23 protein-coding genes are annotated in these 22,757 nt (G+C 51.2%); 22 read left to right on the top strand and 1 reads right to left on the bottom strand.

Going from position 1 to position 22,757, the window contains the following annotated elements:
• Positions 1-92: 92 nt before the first annotated feature.
• From LZU96_RS14940 to LZU96_RS14890, 11 genes are all read left to right on the top strand, one after another.
• Entirely contained in the window at positions 93-425 is a 333-nt protein-coding gene (locus tag LZU96_RS14940) for a hypothetical protein (protein ID WP_233985009.1), read from the top strand.
• A gap of 44 nt (positions 426-469) precedes the next feature.
• A complete protein-coding gene (locus tag LZU96_RS14935; RefSeq protein ID WP_233985008.1) occupies positions 470-2,854 on the top strand; it encodes a tape measure protein in 2,385 nt (794 codons plus the stop codon).
• 3 nt (positions 2,855-2,857) lie between these two features.
• A complete protein-coding gene (locus tag LZU96_RS14930; protein ID WP_233985007.1) occupies positions 2,858-3,211 on the top strand; it encodes a phage tail protein in 354 nt (117 codons plus the stop codon).
• On the top strand, positions 3,208-3,912 hold the full coding sequence (locus tag LZU96_RS14925) for a phage minor tail protein L (protein WP_233985006.1): 705 nt from the start codon (positions 3,208-3,210) through the stop codon (positions 3,910-3,912). The genes LZU96_RS14930 and LZU96_RS14925 overlap by 4 nt, the downstream gene beginning before the upstream one ends.
• The gene (locus LZU96_RS14920; protein ID WP_233985005.1) at positions 3,912-4,637 is read left to right on the top strand and encodes a C40 family peptidase; all 726 of its coding nucleotides are present in this window, start codon (positions 3,912-3,914) and stop codon (positions 4,635-4,637) included. The genes LZU96_RS14925 and LZU96_RS14920 overlap by 1 nt, the downstream gene beginning before the upstream one ends.
• Positions 4,580-5,104, top strand: coding sequence for a tail assembly protein (locus LZU96_RS14915; RefSeq protein ID WP_233985004.1), 525 nt, complete (start codon positions 4,580-4,582; stop codon positions 5,102-5,104). The genes LZU96_RS14920 and LZU96_RS14915 overlap by 58 nt, the downstream gene beginning before the upstream one ends.
• Positions 5,105-5,113: 9 nt before the next feature.
• A complete protein-coding gene (locus LZU96_RS14910) occupies positions 5,114-8,251 on the top strand; it encodes a host specificity protein J (RefSeq protein ID WP_233985003.1) in 3,138 nt (1,045 codons plus the stop codon).
• Positions 8,251-8,559: a hypothetical protein gene (locus tag LZU96_RS14905; RefSeq protein ID WP_233985002.1), complete on the top strand. Its 309-nt coding sequence runs from the start codon at positions 8,251-8,253 to the stop codon at positions 8,557-8,559. Before LZU96_RS14910 ends, LZU96_RS14905 begins: the two co-directional genes overlap by 1 nt.
• A 17-nt stretch (positions 8,560-8,576) precedes the next feature.
• Positions 8,577-9,227, top strand: a complete 651-nt coding sequence (locus tag LZU96_RS14900) for a hypothetical protein (RefSeq protein ID WP_233985001.1) — start codon at positions 8,577-8,579, stop codon at positions 9,225-9,227.
• A gap of 86 nt (positions 9,228-9,313) precedes the next feature.
• Positions 9,314-9,538, top strand: coding sequence for a phage exclusion lipoprotein Cor (cor, locus tag LZU96_RS14895; RefSeq protein WP_233985000.1), 225 nt, complete (start codon positions 9,314-9,316; stop codon positions 9,536-9,538).
• Between the two features lie 61 nt (positions 9,539-9,599).
• Positions 9,600-10,805, top strand: coding sequence for a tail fiber domain-containing protein (locus tag LZU96_RS14890; protein WP_233984999.1), 1,206 nt, complete (start codon positions 9,600-9,602; stop codon positions 10,803-10,805).
• 388 nt (positions 10,806-11,193) lie between these two features.
• Here the strand turns inward: LZU96_RS14890 and LZU96_RS14885 are convergent, their stop codons facing one another.
• Positions 11,194-12,159, bottom strand: coding sequence for a P63C domain-containing protein (locus tag LZU96_RS14885; protein ID WP_233984998.1), 966 nt, complete (start codon positions 12,157-12,159; stop codon positions 11,194-11,196).
• Between the two features lie 82 nt (positions 12,160-12,241).
• Between LZU96_RS14885 and LZU96_RS14880 the strand changes: the two genes are divergently transcribed.
• From LZU96_RS14880 to LZU96_RS14830, 11 genes are all read left to right on the top strand, one after another.
• Positions 12,242-12,580: a DNA polymerase V gene (locus LZU96_RS14880; protein WP_419149882.1), complete on the top strand. Its 339-nt coding sequence runs from the start codon at positions 12,242-12,244 to the stop codon at positions 12,578-12,580.
• A gap of 2 nt (positions 12,581-12,582) precedes the next feature.
• The gene (locus LZU96_RS14875; protein ID WP_233984997.1) at positions 12,583-12,906 is read left to right on the top strand and encodes a LexA family protein; all 324 of its coding nucleotides are present in this window, start codon (positions 12,583-12,585) and stop codon (positions 12,904-12,906) included.
• A gap of 1,278 nt (positions 12,907-14,184) precedes the next feature.
• A complete protein-coding gene (locus tag LZU96_RS14870) occupies positions 14,185-14,706 on the top strand; it encodes a fimbrial protein (RefSeq protein WP_233984996.1) in 522 nt (173 codons plus the stop codon).
• A gap of 86 nt (positions 14,707-14,792) precedes the next feature.
• Positions 14,793-15,335, top strand: coding sequence for a fimbrial protein (locus tag LZU96_RS14865; protein ID WP_233984995.1), 543 nt, complete (start codon positions 14,793-14,795; stop codon positions 15,333-15,335).
• 165 nt (positions 15,336-15,500) lie between these two features.
• Entirely contained in the window at positions 15,501-18,098 is a 2,598-nt protein-coding gene (locus tag LZU96_RS14860; RefSeq protein ID WP_419149891.1) for an outer membrane usher protein, read from the top strand.
• A gap of 204 nt (positions 18,099-18,302) precedes the next feature.
• Positions 18,303-19,046, top strand: coding sequence for a fimbria/pilus periplasmic chaperone (locus tag LZU96_RS14855; RefSeq protein WP_233984994.1), 744 nt, complete (start codon positions 18,303-18,305; stop codon positions 19,044-19,046).
• A 35-nt stretch (positions 19,047-19,081) separates the two neighbouring features.
• Positions 19,082-19,717, top strand: coding sequence for a fimbrial protein (locus LZU96_RS14850; protein WP_233984993.1), 636 nt, complete (start codon positions 19,082-19,084; stop codon positions 19,715-19,717).
• Positions 19,710-20,264, top strand: a complete 555-nt coding sequence (locus LZU96_RS14845) for a fimbrial protein (RefSeq protein ID WP_233984992.1) — start codon at positions 19,710-19,712, stop codon at positions 20,262-20,264. The genes LZU96_RS14850 and LZU96_RS14845 overlap by 8 nt, the downstream gene beginning before the upstream one ends.
• Before the next feature lie 16 nt (positions 20,265-20,280).
• Positions 20,281-20,844, top strand: coding sequence for a hypothetical protein (locus LZU96_RS14840; RefSeq protein ID WP_233984991.1), 564 nt, complete (start codon positions 20,281-20,283; stop codon positions 20,842-20,844).
• 9 nt (positions 20,845-20,853) lie between these two features.
• Entirely contained in the window at positions 20,854-21,381 is a 528-nt protein-coding gene (locus LZU96_RS14835; protein ID WP_233984990.1) for a fimbrial protein, read from the top strand.
• 257 nt (positions 21,382-21,638) lie between these two features.
• Complete coding sequence (locus LZU96_RS14830; protein WP_233984989.1) at positions 21,639-22,631, top strand: fimbrial protein; 993 nt, start codon at positions 21,639-21,641, stop codon at positions 22,629-22,631.
• Positions 22,632-22,757 lie beyond the last annotated feature (126 nt).

Genomic DNA, 22,757 nt, shown 5'->3' with positions numbered 1-22,757 from the left:
AGAGTTGCTTATGCTTTAGCTGATTTCTTTGCACCACCTTGCAACCACTCCATGCTAGGATTTATCCCATCTTTTACGTTTGGGGGTGGGGCATGAAGAAGGCATTAGGTTTGGTAGCAATCATCGTTTCTTTTGGCGCTTCATCAGCGCCGTATCAGATTCAAATCCCGACTGATTCTAAAGCCACTTATACCGTGATCGAAAAAGGTAGTCAGGGGAATCTGAGGACGATAGTTACCAAAAGGGAAGGGACATACGGTACTACTTTCTCTCAGCGCATTTACAACTGTGACTCGAACGAGGTCAAGTATCTCGGGTCTGGCGACTCACTCGAAGAAATGAAAAATGCTAAAGCCGATCCGAGTATGGCGCCCATAGTAAACCAGTCCATTGCTTACTATGTAGGGCGAGAGGCCTGCAAATAATATCAACCCGCTCCGGCGGGTTTTTTTACGCCCGGAGTAATTGAATGGCTAACGAAAGACAGCTTGGCAATATTGTTTACGAGGTTGAGTTAGAGGTTGCGAAGCTACTTGAAGCGCAGCGAGAAGTTAACTCCCGGCTTGATAGCATGCAGGATGGGATGAGCCGTTCAAGCCGATCAGCTGACCGACTAGAAACATCTTTAAATCGAGTGGGAGCTGCAGTTGCCGCTGCCTTCACAATTGATACTGCGCGCCGCATTATTGAAATCGCCGACAACATGTCGGTGCTTCAAGCTCGCATTACCCGGTTAAGCAGTAGCGCAATAGAGGCTGAAGAGACAATGAAGTCTCTTTCCTCAATTGCATCTACTACCGGTAACAGCCTGGCAGATACCGAAAAACTTTGGGAGTCGATGACATCCAGCCTAAAAGAGGCCGGTGCCACAAACTCTCAAATATTAGCTCTGACATCTACCCTGCAAAAAATAGGTACGATCGGAGGTTCTTCTGCAGAGGAAATGAGCAACGCCCTACGCCAGTTCGGTCAGTCAATTGCAGGCGGCGTTGTGAGGGCAGAAGAGTTCAACTCTGTTTTGGAACAGATGCCTGAACTTGCCCGGCAAATCGCTACAGGGTTAGGGCTCAGCATGGGCCAGCTTCGGCAGCGAATGCTTGAAGGGAAGTTAACAGCGGCCGATGCGCTGAATGCTATTCAGGGCAGAGCGCAGGTAGTGAATGAAGAATTTGATAAAATGCCGGTTAGCGTCGAGCGGGCAAAAAACAGTTTAGATGTTGCTTTTAAAAACGTCATTGGTGACCTGAATCAGTCTATTGGGCTTACGCAAACGCTAGCCGGTTTGATGCAGACCGTCTCCGACAACCTTAACTACTACAATCGCAACGCTGGCGATGCATCTCGAATGCCTAAATTAATTCAGATGCAAAAGGATCTGAATGATGAGGTTAAAGATGGTCAGCGCTGGTACGAGACTGACACAGTCTTTCAGCAAAGAAGGGGGCAGGCGGCATCTCAGTTAAAACAGGTTGAGCAGGAGATTGCTAGCATTCGAGCCAAGGCTGCAAGCGATGCTAAGAGTAATGGGACATTTAACAGCCCATCTACAGGTGGAGACGATAAGTTAACCCAAAAATTACTGCAGAACTCTCAGCGCCGGCTTGCCCTGTCGAAAGTTGAGGGAGAAGCCCGCGCGAAATTGATGGCTCAGTATGATGCTGAGGATGCTGGATGGAAAAGCAACGACCCCCGCATTAAACAACTTCAAGACCAGTACGCGCAGACCCTCCGGAATACTGAAGCTACTAAGCAAAATAATAGTGAAGGGAAGAGAACAGAATCTCAGACGCAAGCCATTAGCGAAAGATTGGCTGACCTGAAAGAACAGTCTGAGTTGGCTGCAACATCTACCCAGGATCTGAGTCGTGAGCAAGCGATATTGCGTGCTCAGCAATCTCTAGGAAAAGCGGCTACAGAAGACCAAATTCGACAGGCGGGAGTTTACGCCGCGAAAACATTCGACAGCGCCAAAGCCGTCCGGGATTTGGCCCAGGCTGAGCAGGGGCGGAAGTTTGCAGGTCAGGAGGTAGCAGCAGCTAAAGCAACACCTGATGCGCTCTCTGGGGCCGTGCAAGACCCAAACGCACAGATAGACCTTCAGGAGCAACAAAAGCTTGCTGCCTTGGCTAAGTATCAGGCTATCGACATACAGAACGCTCAGCTTTATGAAGATGCCAAAACTGCCATCCAGCAACAGGCGGCTAATGCTCGTCAGCAGATTGCAGTGAACGAAGCAAATATGCAGTCGCAGGCTATCTCCTCAATTGTTGGTTCGGTGTCGCAGGGATTTGATGGGCTGGCAAACTTAGCCGCGGGAGCGGCAGGGAAAAGCAGCGGCGCCTATCAGGCCATGTTCGCTCTGAGCAAAGGATTTGCCGTAGCTCAGGCAGCACTAAACCTGCAACTGGCCATTTCACAGGCCATGGCTGATCCAACAGCTTTAACGCCAGCTCAAAAGTTTGCTAACTATGCTGCGATTGCCAGTGCTGGCGCATCACTCCTGACCAGCATTGGCAGTATCTCTATGGGTGGCGCTCGCGAGCACGGCGGTCCCGTCAACGCCAGCAGCATGTACCGGGTAGGTGAAGGCGGTAAGCCTGAAATCTTCAAAGCCAGCAATGGCAGCCAGTACATGATCCCCGGCGACAATGGTTCGGTAATCAGCAACCGGGATATTGGCGGTGGGGGCGGAGCCGGTGGTGGGCTTGTGATGAATTTCAACTTCGACATTCAAACCACTGGCGGCGTTGACGAAGCCACGCAGAAGCAGATGGCGCAGATGATGCAGACTATTGCCATTCGGACTATCAAAGACCAGCAGCGCCCTTCAGGTTTACTCAGTAAAGGTAGATAACCCATGCCAGAAACTTTCATATGGAGCCCTCAAAAGGGCTTCACGGGCGACCGTACGCCTGATGTAGCCGTAGTTAAGCTGGGCGATGGTTATGAGCAGCGGCAGGTTAAGGGTATCAACCCGTTAATGGGGCGGTACCAGCTGACTTTCGTTGGCTTCGACGATGCCAAATGCTCACGACCTAACGCGGCTAAAGCGGCCGATGCGTTCCTGAAAGCAAGGATGGCTGTCGAAGCGTTCTACTGGACGCCATCGGATACCGGCGTGCAGAGGCTGTATGTGTGCCGGTCATGGTCACTGAAGAAGACAGGCAATAAGCATGAGCTGACCGCCACGTTTGAGCAGGTGCCGAGATGAGAGATATACCAGCAGAACTGATTATCGAAAGCACTGACTCGGGTGTTGGCGCGATGCTCGACCTTTTCGAAGTGGACCTGCAGTCATTCGGCGGTGATGTCATTCGCTTCCATGCAGGCACGAACGGCTATTACGGCGACGTCATCTGGCAGGGCCGACAGTACTCAGCCTATCCGATCGCGGTTGAGGGATTCGAAACCAAGTCCGAAGGCACCTATTCGCGCCCGACGATGAAGGTGGCGAACATCACCGGCCTTATCACTGGCATCAACCACGATTTCGATGATGCGCTTGGTGCCGTAGTGACGCGCCGTCAGGTTCTGGTAAAGCATCTCGACGCGGTGAACTTCCCGAATGGTAATGCCGATGCAGACCCGACTATGGAAGCCGTGTCTCGTTACGTCATAGAGGAGATGGCGGAAGAGACATTCGAGACCGTGACCTACAACCTGGCGACACCGGTTGACTGCGATAACGCCATCATACCGGCGCGAACCATTCTGGCGGATGTCTGCCAGTGGGTTTACCGCGGCGACGGCTGTGGTTATTCCGGCGGGCCGGTTGCTGATGAGAAAGATAATCCAACCTCTGACATGTCACGGGATAAGTGCTCAAAGCACCTTACCGGATGTCGCATGCGATTCCCTAAACCTGAGCCGCTGCCCTATGGCGGCTATCCCGGCTCTGCCAAGGTGTCCTGATGATTGAAGATGAATGCCTGACATATGCAGCGTTATCCCGGGATGAAGTGTGTGGTCTGATTATTGATGACGCTCGGTTCATGCGCTGTGATAACCAGCACCCGGACCCGGGGCGAAACTTTCGCATAAGCGATACAGACTGGATGAGAGCAGAAGCGGCGGGAGAAATCACCGCCGTTTTTCATTCCCATCCTGAGCCAAAGCTCGTTCTTTCGGCTGCCGACAGGGTGGCGCAGATTTCTACCGGAATTGAGTGGTGGCTGGCAAGCGCCGGCAGGCTTCTAAAGTTCCGACCGGTACCGCATTTACTGGGCCGCCGGTTCGACCATGGCGTGATGGATTGCTATACGCTTTTCCGGGACGCCTACCACCTGTGCGGTATCGACCTGCCAGACTTCGAGCGTACTAACGGATGGTGGGTTCGGGGTGAAAACCTCTACCTGAAGAATATGGCTGCTAACGGATTTTACGAAGTTACTCCGGCCGACATTCTGCCGGGGGATGTGATTATCCGGCGCGCCTTCCCTGAATCAGACCCTTGCCACGCAATGTTATGGCTAGGAGACAACACAGTGCTTCATCACGAACTGGCCGGGCGCCTCAGCCGCCGCGAACCTTACCGGCAAGCCTATGTAAGCCTGACGCACTCTATATGGAGGCATGAACAATGCTCATCTTTAGATTTGCGGGGAATCTCCGACGACATTTCCGCCAAATCACTCTGAACGTCGATACGCCTTCGCAAGGCCTGCGCCTTCTGCTTGCTCAATGCCCCGAATTCAAACGCGATTTCTATAAAACCCGTCTGCGTCTTCGCATCGATGGCGGTGACGTGTCACAGGATAACCTCGAATTCCACATGAACAGGCACCTGAAAGACGGCGCGACAGTCCTCTTCGTGCCGATTGTAGAAGGTGCAATCAGCGCCGTAGCTGCAGTCTGGATCATGGTGGCCGTCACGGTCGCCTCGGTTGCTTACTCGCTCTATATGACCTCACACATGAAGACGCAGAGCGCCGCAGACCAGGACACAAATTCCATTACCAACAACTCTTTTACCAGCGCAGAGAACCGAATCGGCCAGGGCCGGGCGGTTCCAATACTCCTGGGCGAAATGGTGGTTGGCAGCAACGTTATCTCTCTCGGTATTGATACCAGCAACAATCAGGACTGGGACATTTCCATCAGTTAAGGTGAAAGCATGAGCTCAGGCGGCGGTGGCGGAAGCACTCCCAAACTTATCGACGACAACCTCAAATCAAAGCAGTTTCTCAAAGCCCTCGATCTCATCTCTGAAGGCCCGATTTACGGACCGGTAGACCAGAACCACCTTTCCTCGTTCATGGTGAATAAAACGTCCGTCACTGATGCAGCTGGCAACGTCACAATCAACGGAGTCAGCGTGGCGTGGCGGCCGGGTTCTGCAAATCAGGCGCCGATCACCGGCTTTGACGCGATTGAAGCGACCACGGTCGTCAATACAGACTTAACGCAGAGCACACCGCTGGTACGTACGGTAACTGACACTGACGTGACTCGAGTGAGAATGAACATCGGTGTAACCGGCCTGGTAGAGCAGGACACCAAAGGAAACCAGCACGAAACCTCGGTGACCATGGTGATCGAGACGCGCAACGGTTCGGCTGGCTCATGGAGCATTCAGAAAACGGTTACTATCAGCGGAAAAATATCAGGAGAGTACCTTGAGGCGCATATCATTGATGCCCCCCTGCAGAAGCCATTTGATATCCGGCTGCGTCGTGTCACTGCTGACAGCTCCAGCGACCTGCTTACTAACGGAACCATCTGGAACAGCTTTACTGAAATCACCGACGATAGCCTGTCATACCCATATTCAGCCGTAGCGGGCGCAGTGATTGACCGGGACCAGTACACCGACACGCCAACCCGCACCTATCACCTGCGTGGGCTTATTGTTGATGTGCCGGACAACTATGACCCGATTGCCAGAACATATTCTGGCATCTGGACCGGCGGGTTTAAATCCGCATGGACCAATAACCCCGCATGGCTGTTTCGCGCCTTAGTAAAAAATACGCGTTTTGGGCTGGCCCGCCGGGCAGGATACATCGATGTTGATGATGGCAGCCTTTATATCCTGTCTCAGTTCTGCGATCAGCTTGTTGATGATGGATATGGCGGCAAAGAACCACGCTTCACCCTGAATGCTTACATCACTGAGCAATCCAGCGCCCGCGACATTCTCGACAAGATTGCAGGCATGTTCCGCGGCATTGCTCTGTGGGACGGCATGCGATTCTCAATCATGCTGGACAACCCGCGGGACCCGGTGGCAGCTGTAACCAACGCCAGCGTTGTGGACGGGTTATTTACTTACAGCTCCATGAAACGCTCAGAGCGCTTTAACGCCGTCGTGGTGTCATGGACTGACCCAAACAACGGATGGGAGCAGGTCAAAGAATACGTCTCTGATGACCAGATGATTGACCGGTACGGCTACAACGAAACGACGCTGGAAGCCTTCGGTTGCACCTCCCGCGGGCAAGCTTTCCGCGCCGGTAAATGGCTGCTGGAAACCTGCAAGAGAGAGACCAAAAAAGTCACTTTCAAGATGGCGCGAGATGCTATTGCCTTCATCCCGGGCGATGTCATTGAGGTCATGGATAATGACTATGCCGCCACCAGGCTTGGCGGCCGCATCATTTCTCATAGCGGCGCCGTAATAACAGTGGATGCCGATGTTTCATCTCTGGCCGGCGGCGGCGACACAATGTCGCTGATGGGTTCGAATGGCAAATTCACCCGCTATCAGATTGCCTCAGTCTCAGGGCGTATCATCACCCTGCGAACTGCGCCGAACTGGGTTAAAGACGGAACGATATTCGTCATCTCTACTGGTGACGTGGCAACGCGGCTGTTTCGCGTCATGGGAGTCTCTGAAGACGAAAATAACTCTGTATACAGCATCTCAGCAACGCTCTATGACCCGAACAAGCAGGCGGTGGTGGATGATGGCGCTGTATTCGAAACGCCTAACGATACCCTGAATGGATATCGCGTCCCGAACATCGAAAACCTGCGGATCATCAACGTCAATAGCGAGACTATTCAGGTCACAGCAACCTGGCAGACAGCAACGCTTACAAAGAAGATCGTGTTCGAACTCTATGTTTATAACGCGGACGGGAAGGTAGTTGCTCAGTACGAAACAGACCAGTTTCGCTATGACTTCTATGGACTGGATGCCGGTATCTATACGCTGGGCGTGCGTGGCCGCAACGAAAACGGCATGAAGGGTGCCGAAACTCAGGTCAGCCTGGTGATTGGCGCGCCTTCTGCACCTTCGTTCATACAGTGGACACCAGGCATCTTCTCGGCCGATATCGTGCCGGTGATGAATGTCAGCGCAACAACAGATACGACATTTGAGTTCTGGTACACAGGGGAGGTGCCGGCCAGCTCTATCGGTGCCGTGGAGACGGAGGCGCAGTTTCTCGGCAGGGCTTCACAGTGGACTCTTCATGGCCTGAAGGCTGATAAAACCTACTACATGTACGTCAGGACCAAAAACGCCTTTGGAGTGTCTCCTTTCGTACAGGTATCAGGTCAGGCATCTTCCGATATTCCGGGCATGATTGATTACATCGATAAGGCGATAAGAGAGTCGGAAGCATTCGACCGGCTTACCTCCAACATTGATACGAACATTGAGGGGATACTGCAGAATGCCCTGAACCTTGACGCATCTGTTGACCACCAGCTCGAGGCTTACGGGCGCAACCGCGCCGATATCATCTCTGTACGCCAGACGGTTGCCAGCAACGACAGCGCCTACGCTCAGAAATTTGAGCAAATTCAGGCTCAGTCAGACCAGAACACAGCATCTGTGCAACAGGTTTCCAGCGCTTACTCTGACCTCAGCGGCAAGCTTTCGGCCCAATGGGGCGTGAAGGTGCAGGTAGATAGTAACGGCAACAAATATGTTGCTGGCATGCAACTGGGTGTCGAGGGGAGTGGAGGCTCAACTCAGTCGTACGCACTATTCAGCGCTGATAACTTCGGCATCTATAACACAAACAACGGCACATATCAGTTGGCGTTTGCAGCTGTGAATGGGCAGGTTTTCATTCGCGATGCCTTTATTCAGGATGGATCAATAACAAACGCAAAAATCGGAAATGTCATTCAATCTACAAACTTCGTATCAGGAGCAACGGGGTGGGCTCTTAATAAGAGCGGCGTATTTGAAAACAACGGATACGAGCCAGGCCAAGGAAGGATGGTTCAAACCAATAACCAGATAAGCGTATATGACGGCAACGGTGTATTGCGTGTAAGAATAGGGAAGCTAAGCTGATGGGATACGGTCTCGGAACATGGGATTCAAACGGCATTGATAACAATACCGGATTGGTCCGGATTTTAGCTGTAGGTACATGGACAGTTTCGGAGCAGCAAACCGGATCGATCAACTTCATCATCCCATCTGGATATGTGATGGATTATCTCTTTCAATCCTCTCAAATATCCTTTTCCACAAATCGAAGGCGGGTAACCATAAATGGAGGTTTAGTAACTCTCTCAGCCGTTGGAGGTGGGGATTTCTCAAGCGGAACGGAAGCGGCCAATGCTGGATATTACCTGTTTTTTTTGAGGGCTCAATAATGTCATATGGAGCTTTATTGTCAGATGAAAGTGGAGTTCCTTTTTATATTGATGGAACTTTACCATTAAAGCTGATTGACATAAAAACCTTCACGACGGGGAATGCAGGCGGATATTTCTTCCTTTTTCCTGATGATGGGAGAATGAGATTTGTTTTCGCAAAGGCAAATAAAGATGGATATTTCTATTTGCAGCGTGGCAACCTTGAAAACTCTGACTGGGTTTTGAATAATAGCTTTCCAAGCGGAACTGTCATAACGGCATACATTTTTGGATATCGGGTTGAGGCAACAATTCCAAAATGGGGCATGGCAATTTGGAATGAAAAAAACGAGTGTGTTATCCATAATGAAACCAAAGTCCTGAGAGGGGTGACATCACTAGGAAACCCGGATGTAGATCAACAGTCAGGTATGTACTATCAAACAACCCTTAATGGTGATTGGGCTGTTGCGCCTACCATTACCGGGGGAGCGACTGGCGTAATTAACTCGGGGGGAGTCAGGCCGTACTCAAATTTCTTTTACACAGTTGCCTATTACAATGGCATTCAAACACTGATCAGATCTCATGGAACCGTGGGTGACTCTTTTCCCGGTGGCGTGAGTAATCTAGTAGTGGTTAACACCCGGTGTAAATTGAATGCTATAGATGTGAGCAAATATTGAATAATTCGATCCTGTGAATTAATTGGTTTTGTTGATGCTTTGCCTGGTTTGGGATACAAGGATAGGAACCAAGCAAGGATGATGAAATGAAAAAAATTCTGTTATTAGTTGTTGCAGCGACACTCGCCGGATGCCAGACATTACCTCCTGTAAAATGCTCTGCAACTGCCAGAATCGGCGGTCAGGATGTAAAGGTGCCTATCTATGGCGTCAAGAGTGTAGCAAGCCAGACTAAGTATTACGCAGGAAATCCTTTTGGATGGAAGTGGGTTTCTAAGTCAAACTTCACTCAGAGCACCTGCGATAAATAGTAAATAACTCAAATCAATGAACCCGGCCACCGCGCCGGGTTTTTATTGCCCGGAGAAAGCTATGCCAGCAGGCACTATTGCACTAACCAACAACTCAACCGCAGTTAACGGCTCAGGTACTAATTTCTCTTCCGAGCTAAAGGCGAATGACTTCCTCATTACTATTGTCGGAGGTGTCACGTACACGCTTGCTGTGCAATCTGTAAACTCCGCTACCGGACTGACGCTGATTACCGCTTACAATGGGCCCACAACATCAGGTGTAGCATGGACGGCTTTACCTAACGGAGCAATGGTAGGTATTCCTGCTCAGACCGCAGCTGATACAGCAAGGGCCATTCGCGGGCTAAATCTCGACAAGGCGAACTGGCAGCAGGTCTACAGCGCTTCAGGAAATATCACAGTTACCCTTCCAGATGGCAGTCAATACAGTGGCCCATCATGGAGCAGCCTGAGTAAATCACTGGCCGGGCTAGGTAACGCTGCAACAAGAAACGTGGGAACCGTAGCGGGCACAGTAGCTGCAGGAGATGACTCACGATTAAATACAATTAATGGCAAGAGCGGCGGTACAATTTCATCTGCACTGACCGTAAATAAACTTTCTGCAGACGGAAGTAATACTGTTGGTGATGGTCTCAGTATTGTGGCTGCTGACCCCAGCTTCAATATAGTCATGCAGTATTATCTTGTAACTGGTCAATATCATAAGTTCAGGATGGTCCAGAATGGAACGGAAACATTGCAAGTACGATCTAGCGGAGCAGTATATGCATCATCCTTTAACCCAACATCTGATTCGAATCTGAAGTTTAATAAAACCTTTATCGAATCAGCATTAATGAAGTCTATGTCACTTCGAGGGATGACATATGACTTAAATGGAGATCGAAAAGCGGGGGTTATAGCTCAGGACGCGTTAAAAGTTCTTCCCGAATCCGTGACCCGGAATAAAGACCCCCTGGTGCTGGAGGATGGGACGATACTCACAGAGACGTTGTCACTGGATTATAGCGCCATTGCCGGGATGCATACTGAAGCCCTAAAAGACCTTATGCCGTTGATGCTCGAGATGCTTAATGACCCGGAAGCAGCCAAAACAAAGATTACAGAGTTGATCAGCGCGATTAACAAATCTACTGATGACGTCAATAAAACAAGCATGAAAATGGAATGGGCCTTACTTAATCCGCCGATCTGGCCATCTGAGCCTGAACCGTCAGGTAATATGCAGGCAGATGATGTGTCGAATGAGCCTGCCGAATAATAAATTACACAAAAAAGCCCCGGCGACGGGGCAGAACGGACCGCGCCCATCTCAGCAGGCTGCGGGGTGTCATTTGAGATTAGTCATCACTGAAACTGTGGGCAAAAAAATACCCGCCCCCCAATGAACAGGGCAGGTACAAAGTGAGGTGAAGCTCTCGAACGCGCAAAGGCGTTCTGTTGTTTTTAGGCTCTCTACTGTGCTTGCAAGAAGGACGTAGGGTGGATTTCACTTCTTGCCGGATGGGAGTTGCATCCATTCACCTTCCACATTAAAAATTTTATTCATAAACAACTCAACAACAAGCGTAAGCGGTAGTCTTTTTTTGGTGTAGTGCTGCTGAACGAGTGACATAAAAAACCCGGCACGGTGGCCGGGTTATCATGCCTTACTCGATTTCACCAAAAACCCTTTTCAGGCCCGATTCATATTGCTCGCTACTTTCTGACATCGAGGCCATGCCTACAACCTTACCGATATGATGGCGAAGCGCTTTGTCTCCCACCTCAGAAAGGAACTGATGGATCTTGTCGCTACGAGAGCCTTTTTCATCACGGCTTTGTTTCGCCAACTCAAAAACCACGCCTTTGCTTTTCGCTAACGGTTTGTATATATGGCGCTCTGTAAACCACCTGAAAGCGATCGGATGACCTCCCTTGTCAGGCTTGTTAAGTCCGTAGAGTCGGTACCATTCATAATAAAGTTCATCCGGGAACACTTTTGACCAAGCTCTAGCCTCCTCCTGCACATGGACTTTGAAAGCTTCAATAACTTCCTGAGCTTCAGGCTCATAGCCTGCTACGGCGTATGCTAAGCCACGAATGCCAGACTTGGCCGAGGCGTTGATAATCTTTTGCGCTGTGTCAGCGGAGGCAATCCTGGACTCCGGCAGAGCCTTAGCCTCTCTGGCATCAATAAGAGCCTTTCCAATATCCACAATCGTGGTGATATCGTAACCATGAGCATTTGTGATATTTTTGGATTGCCCACTGTATTGAAAATTAAAGGCTTTCTTCATTTTAGCCCTCAATTCTGGATCACCATGTTCTTTCATGTACGGTGCTTCAAGAAGCCTGTCTATATCGCGCGCTAAATCGCCAATGCCAAGCAGCTTAGCAAGCCCTGTCTTTGTTACTACAGGAGTTTTGGTCTGGTCATCTAGGATGTAGCACTCTGCATTTACGCCAAAGTAATCTTTAAAATTCCCCTTGTGAGTGGCTTTGAGCGGTTTTGATGCCCATCTAGCAGCAGCTGCTTTTTTTGCAATATCAGATCTCTGTTCCTTTGTTAAGGACTCAGCTCGTGCAATCCCGCCCTTCGCCTTACCTGCTGGTTCTACATTACTTTTTGACATTTGCATGCACCGTTTTTGTGAAATGTGCTTGCATAATAACAACTGTATATATTTACAAGCAAGCATGATTTGGAAAATATTTATGCTTGCATTTAAAAGAAGCGTGAGTCTTGCCCTTGATCAAAACCACCGATCGATATTACTGTTTATTCATACAGTATTTATCAAGGGAGGATTTGTCATGCCGCGCGACTACGAGATTAAAGGTGCATTCGTCAATGCCATTAAACGCGATTCAACAGGGCGGTACATTGTGACCACGCAGAACTTTGTCCATCAGCTTGAGCGAGTAAACTGGCACTTCAGCCTGCGTGAGGCTAATCAGTGGATAAAGACGCACGCAAGCACGTTCCGTGACGTTTCCACGCAGGAGGGGAAGGTCAAGACTTATGCCCAGTTCAACCCGAACGGGGGAATTTGACCATGGGATTTCCATCTCCTGCGCAGGACCATGTTGAGCACCGACTAAGCCTGAATGACATTCTGATGCCTAACCCGGCCAATATGATGCGCATTGAAACTCCGGAAGGGTTTGTGCTGGTTGACCGTTCCATCCCGCCTAAGCCCGGCGACAAGGTTGCATTCCAGTTTGAGGATTACCCGCAGATTGGGAAACTGTTCCCCTCGGGCATCATCACTCAGGACGGCGAGACGATCGACGGTCAGGGTTTAGATGGGGTAGTGGTGCTGGGAAAGGTGACGGCCGAAGTGCTGGCTGTGTATGAGCCATACCGGCCGACTATCTGATAGCTCAGGTTCGAATCCTATTGTGTGACTCGAACGAATGAAATGGTGTGTCGTAATTGTGTCGCCACATAACGCAGATGAATTTCTGATAACTGCACTTAACGACACAGTACGACACATCACTTTGCGCGAGCATGGATTTCTGGCCTTAAATCAGTGTATTAAATGATGATCTACTATCTTCTAAGCCGTAGGTCACAGGTTCGAATCCTGTAGGGCGTACCAATCTTTCTTCTTACACCCTCTCCTGAAGTCTGCAAAATCCCTTAAAAAACAAGCGCATTATCAAAATCAGCGTCTGCTGAGGTCTCTTCTCATCTCCTGTAATCCACTTCCTTCTGGGGGTACGTTCAGGGGTATGTCTCTGTTCAATGAAATGAAGTCCCCCAAAATCAAAACTGAATGCCCGCGAGATAGGCACTGCCAGGCCCAGAGACAAACCCGGCAGCAGAGTGACCCGGTATGTCACGAGACTATTAATAATAACTGGGCCGCACACGATTGAATTGCGAGAAAGTTAATGGGTTGAGTTTGATCTCAATTAAGCCCTATGGCAGATGCCTGACTACACCGATGACGCTTTTGCATGAAGAGCATAAGCAGTGTGATTGCCAGAATGCCGTTTACAGACTTACGTATAAATAGCAGAAAAAGGAGTTTTACGTCCTGATTTTTAAATGCAATGAATGAAGGGCCTTTGCAAAATAGTTTTTTTTGTCTGATTTACTTCGATTAATAACCCTGAGTGCATGCTTTTTTAAATGAATGGATGATTGTTTCGGTTGATTGAAGACTTATTTTAAGTACATATCACTAACAATCCGGACTCATTATTTTATTTTATACTTTTTTTAATATTTTATGCAGAATTTAAAACCGGAAAAGTCGGATTGATGAGGTTACGTTGGAGCAAAAAACTCTGTAATTTGCTTTTTTTGATACTTTAATCCAAGAGCGATTAACGAAATCACTTGGTAAAAATATCTGTAAATCAAATGGTTAAGTGATGTTTTCGGAGTATTCTTACAAAAATTGACACTAACGAGGTACGCAGGGAAAATATGCCCCGTGCTGTTGCGGTATGTCCGGCTTAAATATAGTTCGTGTTCAATCTATATAGGCTGGGGCGGAAAAACCTCCTTAACTGATACGGAAATATTTCACATATTTTCGACGGTTTCCTGTTGTCTGAAACAGAAAGAAAAAGGTGCGTTTTCTGATAGCAATAGTTCCTGAAGCGTCAGGATATTTTAAATATTCTTAAGGAAAGCAAAAGTCATGAAATTTAATAAACTCGTTGTGGCATTAGGTATGGTTATGGTTGCCGGCGCGGCTAATGCAGCCGATCAGGGCCACGGTACTATTACCTTCACTGGCTCTATTACTGACTCGCCATGCTCCATTACGGCAGAAACGGCCAACCAGACCGTAGACCTGGGGCAGGTGTCTAACTCCGCGTTAAACAACGGCCAGACCTCTTCCCCGGTAAATTTCTATATTCAGCTTGAGCAATGCGATGCCAGCAAACTGACCAGCGGCGCATCTGTTGGTTTTACCGGGGCGACCGACGCCAATAACTCAGACATGCTCGGTATCACCGGCTCTGCAACAGGCGCAGGGATTGTGATCACCGATGGTAGCAACACGCCTGTAAAACTGGACGGTACGCTATCAAATGCGCAGACCATCGGCGACGGCAGCAACAAACTGTCCTTCTCAGCCTACGTACAGGCTAATGGCGCGTCGGTAACGCCGGGTGATTTCTCCTCCACCGCTGACTTTACCCTGTCCTACAACTAAGCGTTTCGGCAAGCCGATGCAGTACTACTGCCTTCAGGCCTGCGTTCTGAATAAGCCCGGCAATGCCGGGCTTTCAAGGGGAGGAGATGGGAAAGCTTTCTAACACAAGGCGGGTACTGCCCTTCATGTTGATGGCGCTGCTGCCGGCGGACGGGCATGCGCGCGCTCCGGATCGGGGGCACGGCACCGTCAGCATGAAAGGCAGCATCATTGACACGCCGTGCGCCATACAAACAAGCGACACTAACCAGGTGGTCTACCTCGCCGTAGATACGACGGGAGAGCTTATCCATGACGGTCTTGGCTCTTCGAGGCCGTTTTTTATCCACCTGACAAGTTGCGTTCTCGAGCCCCGGGCGCCGCATGCCAAAAAATGGAGCGGGTTTCAGGTGACCTTCGACGGCGTTGCCGACGGGGATTTGTTCAAAGTAGAAGGTGCGGACGGGGTTGGGATACAGATAAGTGACCAGAACGGGCAGGTAGCCAGTCCCGGCGTGCCGCTTCCGGGTGTACCGCTAACGACGGAAGCACAGGTGCTTGAGTACACCCTGCGCGTCGTTGCGGCGCCGCACCGCCTGCGCGCCGGCGACTACCGGAGCACTATCCGCTTCAAGGTCGATTATTTCTGAGGGCGTTTTCTTTTAATTATTTTTTGTTTCTTCTTTTCGGTTGATTTAATTCGGAGCCATTGCGGAGCGTTTTTTGTGTTTTTGATTCGATATTCATCTTTTCAATGCCGTAAAGCTAAAGCCGTATGTCTCAGGGCCGACTTTTTCCACCTTACGCTTCGTCCACTGACGTTACTGGTGCTCCTTGCCCTATCTGCCGGGCAGGTATCGCAGGCTGCGGAAGACGCTATCGAATTTAACACGGACGTCCTTGACGTTAAGGACCGCAGCCGCATCGACCTGAATCAGTTTTCCCGGGCCGGTTATCTGCTGCCGGGGGACTACCATCTGGTGGTTCGAATTAATAAGGCAGAGCTGCCGGAACAGACTATTTCGTTTATCGCGCCGGATGACGATCCGAAAGGGTCTGAGCCCTGCCTGACGCCTGAGCTGGTATCGGATATGGGCCTTAAAGAGAGCGCGCTTCGTCAGGTGACGTGGTGGCATAACGGGCAGTGCATGAATACGGCGTCGCTTGAGGGGATGACCGCGCGAGCGGACCTGGGCACCGGCGCGCTATACCTGTCCATCCCTCAGGCCTGGCTGGAATATACCTCAGAAAGCTGGGACCCTCCGTCGCGCTGGGACAACGGTGTAACCGGTTTACTGTTTGACTATGACATTAACGCTATGGACACCCGCCAGGCAGGCTCCGGAAAACAGCAGTCCGTGAGCGGGAACGGGACTACCGGCGTCAACCTCGGCCCCTGGCGCCTGCGCGCTGACTGGCAGGCAAGCTATGACCGTACGAGCGGGCAGACCGGCAGTACGCAAAAAAGCTGGGACTGGAGCCGGTATTACGCCTACAGGGCAATTACGTCCCTGCGCGCGAAGCTGATGATGGGGGAAAACTATCTGTCCTCATCGATGTTTGATAGCTTCCGTTTTACCGGCCTCAGCCTGGAAACAGATGACAGCCAGCTGCCGCCGAACCTGCGCGGATATGCGCCTGAAGTGACCGGCGTGGCGAAGACCAACGCAAAGGTCACTATCACCCAGCAGGGGCGGGTGCTGTATGAAACCACCGTTGCGGCAGGGCCATTTCGTATCCAGGACCTCAACGACACGGTCACCGGTAAGCTGGATGTGAAGGTTCAGGAGCAGGATGGCAGCGTGCAGACCTTCCAGGTTGACACCGCTTCCATTCCGTATCTCAGCCGCCCGGGTCTGGTGCGCTATAAGGTATCTGCCGGTAAGCCGTCGGACTATGACCATCACAGCCAGGGGCCGGATTTCCTGACCAGCGAGTTCTCCTGGGGGGTGAACAACGGCTGGTCGCTCTACGGCGGCGGCCTGTTTGCCGGAGACTATAACGCGCTGGCGTTGGGGCTTGGACGTGACCTGCTGGCCTTCGGGGCGTTGTCTTTTGACGTCACGCAGTCGCGGGCAGTTCTGCCCGACCAGAAAACGCGGCAGGGTGGGTCTTATCGCCTGAGTTATTCAAAGCGTTTTGACGAGTACGACAGTCAGATAACGTTCGCCGGATACCGCTTCTCAGAGCGCGAGTTCATGAGCATGACGCAGTACCTTGATACGCGCTACCACAGCGCCACCAGTAACGGCAACGGCAAGGAGCTGTACACCGTCTCCCTGAACAAGCAGTTCAGGGATGTGAACATGAGCACGTACCTGAACTATAGCCATCAGACCTACTGGGACCGGGAGGCGAATAATACCTGGAACGCATCGGTTTCAACGTATTTTGATGCCGGCACCTTCCGCAACGTGAGTCTGAACCTGTCGGCTTCCCGTACCAAAGTTAACGGAAAAAATGATGACGGTATGTACGTCAGCCTGTCTCTGCCCTGGGGCAGGAGTGCAGCGCTGGACTACAGCGGACAGTTTGGCGGCGGTGTCAGCAGCCACAGCGTGGGCTATTACGACCGTATTGATGAAAACAATAACTACCGGATCTCAGCCGGCGCCGCACAGGGCGGCGACAGCACGGCCAGCGGCTACTTTACCCATGAAGGGGATATTGCCGAAATGACGGCTAATGCCAGCTACAACAGCAGCAACTATCGCGCGTTCGGCATGTCGTTGCGCGGGGGCATGACCGCCACCCTGTATGGCGCTGCGCTGCACCGCGCAGGAAATTCAGGCGGCACCCGCATGATGGTAGACACGGACGGGGTCAGTAATGTGCCGGTTCGCGGGTACGGAGGCGTGGCGCATACCAACCTGTTCGGCAAGGCGGTTATCACGGATATCAGCAGCTACTATCGCAGCAGCGTGAACGTGGACCTGGATGCTCTGCCGGATGATGTGGATGCCACCCGCTCAGTCATTCAGGACACCCTGACGGAAGGCGCTATCGGCTACCGGAAATTCGGCATCCTGTCCGGGCAGAAGGCCATGGCGGTGATTAAGCTCGCCGACGGCAGCGCGCCGCCGTTCGGGTCAACGGTAACCAATGCGGACCAGATTCAGACGGGGGTTGTGGGTGACGGTGGCAACGTCTGGCTGACTGGCCTCAGGGCTGACGGGGTAATGAACGTCAGCTGGAGCGGTGAGGTGCAGTGCCATATCCACCTGCCGCCGGAACTGCCGGAAGACATGAGCCGGACCCTGCTTCTGCCGTGTGAAGGCGTGACGGGAGGGGCTGTGCCTGATGGTAAACGGAAGGAACAAAAAGCGCACGATGTCGCCGCCGCTATCCCGCACGAGGGCGGCCTCAGCTACGGTGCCATCGGTGCGGAAAAGGACCGTCTCACTCACCCGTAAAACGGTGATTAAAGGCAATTAGCCTTGTACCACCACGACAGACGGGGCTGTGCCAGGAAGCAGGTCGGGCAGGGAGGCCCCCTTTTAAATGTGGTGACAGAACATCCGGAGGCTGCAGGCATAACGACCGCAGCTGACGGAAATATTGTTTAACCGGCTGGCTCCGAAAAAGCTGGCCTCCAGTAATCCGCGAGAGCCCGATACATGAAACTTAAGACCCTCTCCCGCACGGCAGCGTTGTCCATAGCAGCGATTATGGCAGCACAGCCGGTGCAGGCCGCTATTTCCCTGGACCGGACGCGCGTTATTTTTGACGGCACCCGTACGTCCACGTCCCTGACTATCGCAAACCAGAACAAGACGCTGCCCTATCTGGCTCAGGCCTGGGTTGAAGATGCTCAGGGGAACAAGATTGAAAATCCGCTGACGGCCCTTCCGCCGCTTCAGCGCGTTGAGCCCGGGGCAAAAAGCCAGATAAAACTTCAGGTTACCGGTGGAGCTACGCCGCTGGCGCAGGACAGGGAATCGCTCTATTACTTCAATCTGCGCGAAATTCCGCCTAAAAGCGATAAGCCCAACACGCTGCAGATTGCGCTGCAGACCCGGGTGAAGCTGTTCTATCGCCCGGCATCGCTGGCGCTGGAGAGCGGAGCGGTACCGCAAAAGGCACTGACTCTGACCCGAAGCGGTGACCGCTATACGGTGAATAACCCGACCGGCTATTACGTGACCATTGTTCATGCGGCGGCCGGCGAGAAGGGAGCCGATGTGCCGGGCTTTAAGGCCGATATGGTGGCGCCAAAAGGCAGCCTGACGCTTGGGGGAAGTGCATCCGCGCTGGGCAGCCATCCGGTGCTGACATTTATTAACGACTACGGCGGTCGACCGCAGCTTCTTTTCAGCTGCAGGGGCGCTACCTGCACCGTTACCGGAACGAAAGAGGGTTGATGCTTTCCTCGTATGCCTGAATCCGGGAGTCAGACATGAACCGACAAAATGACACGGCGGAATTTCTGTCCGGTATGAGCTGGCGGAAGACCACGCTAACGCTGGGCCTGCTGGCAGCGCTGGCCAGCGGCGCGCTGTCGAAAACCGCGACCGCAGTGGATGACTGGAACGTGGACGGCGAACACGGTGAGCTGCGCGTCTATGGCCTGCTTCTTGAGGGCGCCTGCCAGCTGGACATGACGTCAGCTTACCAGACGGTGAGTCTTGGTCCCGTTGCCCGCCATGTGCTCGCCAAAACCGGAGACAGGGGGGAGCCGGTATCGTTCCGGATTAAGCTGAGCCGCTGCAGCCGCACCGGGGGAAATCAGTCTGACCGGTATACCGGGACAAGCACGCAGGATGCCATTCAGCCTGTGGTAACGCTCTCTTTTACCGGCGTCACTCTCCCGCAGGCTCCCGGCCTGTTAGAAGCGACCGGCGTAAGCGGCGTAGGGCTGGCCGTTGCTGACCCTCTGGGGCGGCCCGTTACGCCGGGTGAGCGCGGAGAGCCACTGTTCCTGGCACCCGGCGATAACGTTCTGACGTACACGGTGACGCCGGTGCGCACGGCGCAGAGGCTCACGACGGGGGAGTTTCGTGCGGTGGCCGGCTTTAAGGTGAGTTATGACTGATGATATCGCGACGATGAGAGAAAAACGAGTAATGCCCGGGCTGGTCCTGCTGCTGTGGCTGACGGTCGCTGGCCCATCGCAGGCGCTGGAAAACAACCTGCAGATAAGCGGCACGCTCGTCACCGAGCCCTGTACGCTGGATGTGAACAATAACACGCAGACGGTGGACTTCGGCACGGTGATTGAGAAAGGGCTCTATAAAGACGTTCGCACGCCGGGCGTGCCGTTTACCATTTCGCTGACGGAATGTGACATCAGCCTGGGGAAAACGGTAAGCCTTACGCTCACCGGCGCAGAAAGCACACCGCTGCCGGGCTATCTGACCGCGACGGGCTCCGGCAGCGCCGGCGTTGCCATTGGTATTGAAACCCCGGAGGGTAAAAACCTGCCGGTGAATCAGGCCATGACCGGATTTGCGTTAAATGACGGTACGACGGAAATCGTTCTGCAGGCCTATGTGCAGGCTGAGCCGGACGCCATTAAAAATCAGTCACTGGTGCCCGGCGCCTTCTCCGCCACGGCCACGATTGACGCGGAATACCCGTAAACGGAGCCATGACGAGATGAATACATTTATTCAACGCTGTATCCCCGGCCTGATTGTAACAGTGACGATGTTGCTGTTCAGCGCTCCGACGATGGCGCTTAGCGGGCGGGCAGCGGGCGACCAGTTCAAAATGAATATCAATATCAGCGGCACGGTGGTGGTAACGGGGAGCTGTACCTTTAACTCCGGAAGCGGGGGTAACATAACCTATCAGGAATGGAAAAATGTTACCTACAGCATGGCAAATGGCTTCAGGCTAATTGGTGAATATACCCTGGCGATTGATGGTGCAATGACCTGCTCCGGTGATACTGAAGGTGCAGCTACAATGACATTTACTGATTACCATGGAAATGGGGTGGACTTCGATGGACATAAATTACTGACTGTAGTAGGCGCTTCAAACATTCTGGGTGTTGAACTTCTTGTAAACGGTGTAATACAGGATGTAGGAGCCCCCTTCAACGTTGATATGACCAATCCACCGCAGCTGGAGGCTAAGCTTGTTCAGACAGGAACAGCAGATTTCAACGGGTCGATGGTGCTGGCTGAAACTGTCCTGACTATGGAGTTTCAGTAAGGCTTCTCGATGGGCGAAGAAAATCTAATTATGTGTAAAAGAATACTGAAATTTATAATGGTATTTGTCCTGGTCATGACGGGCAGATTTTTTTGTTATGCTGCGCAAACTGGAGACACTAAGAAAATAGTATTCGAGATATACATGGTGCAAACCACGCCTTGCGCTATAAACGGTGACCAGCCAATAATGGTATCTTTTGGCAATGTGGGTATAAGTAAAATTGATACCGGAAGGTACGTTCAGGACCTGCATTACAGCCTGAACTGCGGCGGTGCAACCAGTAAGGATAAGGTTTCAATGTTTATCAAGGCGAATCCTGCCACCTGGGATACGAAGGCCATAGCAACCGACGTTACCGGGTTGGGCGCGCAGGTGCTTAAAGATGGCAGTCCTATTGAGCTCAATACATATATATCAATTACTGACCCGGCAAATCCACCGTCACTTCAGGTTCGTCTGGTCAAAGACCCGGATGTACAATTGACAGACCAGTCGTTTGTAGCTACAGGAACGTTAGTAGTGGACTATGTCTGACCTGAAAAAACATAGGGAATTCATTTCTCATGGTGAAGATTTATTTGCAAAGCTCCTGTTAATAATCCTTGTTTTGGGTTAAGAAAGTCTCGGTAGGCAGTTTCATCTTTATTTTTAACTGATGTTATGTGAATAAATTTCCATAATTCAGTGGTTTTGTGCTGGGCGTTAATTATTAAGATAATAAGTGGGTGGGAATTAGATTGATTCTGATTCCACCCCCCCCCCCCTTGGTTAAATGGTTTTTGGAGTGGTAAATGAAATATAAGGTCAATTTTTTATTCGCTGTTTCATTTATTTTGTGGAGCTTGAGTGCTGCTGCCAATACATACTGGAACACAGGTATGGGGGCTCAGATGGGTACTTCAATTTCACCAAGCAACAAAGCTTGTGCGGGTACAGGTATAAACACCTTTAGCTATTATAAATTATGCGTTCCGTACAAAGATGCACCTTGGGGGTACGATGTCGGTCAAGAATTCAACGCCGCTTATGAAAATGACGGTAAGTATATGAGCTTTGTGTTGTGGGGCACGTTTTATGTTCCATATACGGGCACTTATAGATCAAGGCTGCATTTATGTGCAGGCTCATGGGGAGTTGCATGTACGATCTCAAAGAGCTATACATTTTATGATTCCGTTGCATCCGTTAGGCTGGAACAAAACAAAACGATAGAAAGTCAGCAGCCTTATTTTGGTAGCTTTGTAGGAGCAAAATTACAAACTAAATCTATGGTTTGCTACACACTGGTTGATGATGCGGGAAATGAATGGTCAACCCACCAATGGGATGGCGCAGTATGTGCTGATGCTCATTTATTACCCTCTCAACCAGCAACATGTTACTTAAACTATCATACAGATTTGGATGTAGAGTTGGGTATGCTTGAGCGAAGTAAGATAGCCACCGTACCAGCAAGCGGCACCTCAGGTAATATCAAAAAGACATTTCCGGTGCTCTGTACCCGCGATGCCGGGGTTACCGTGAAAACAACGTTTCAGTTCACGTCTTTAACTGTTAATGGCAATGAAGTGGTTTCAACCAGTACCCCAAACCTCGGGGTTGCCATTTTTTATAATGGAAAGCTGGTCGGTCCTGCTTCCACACCCATAATCGAAACTTTCGAAAATGGTTACACCGATCGCGAACTGGAATTTCAGGCGGTTCGCAACCCTGTTGTCGAGGCCAAAAATATTCCCACCGGTGCCTTTACCGCCAGTGCGGTAATGGTTATGACCGAGCAGTAGTTTCGCGGTTATTTAAAATTTCATGAAGTATAAAGTTTTTTTATTTATGTGATTTCTACGCCCGCTTAATTTCGGCTTTATATGCCAGCTTATTAATTATATACGCCATCTTCCGGATGGCGGGGA

Origin of the sequence: Pantoea agglomerans (assembly GCF_021397715.1) — a bacterium.
In the GTDB taxonomy this organism is placed as follows: Bacteria; Pseudomonadota; Gammaproteobacteria; order Enterobacterales; family Enterobacteriaceae; genus Pantoea; species Pantoea astica.
This window is presented reverse-complemented; position numbering and strand designations above follow the sequence as displayed.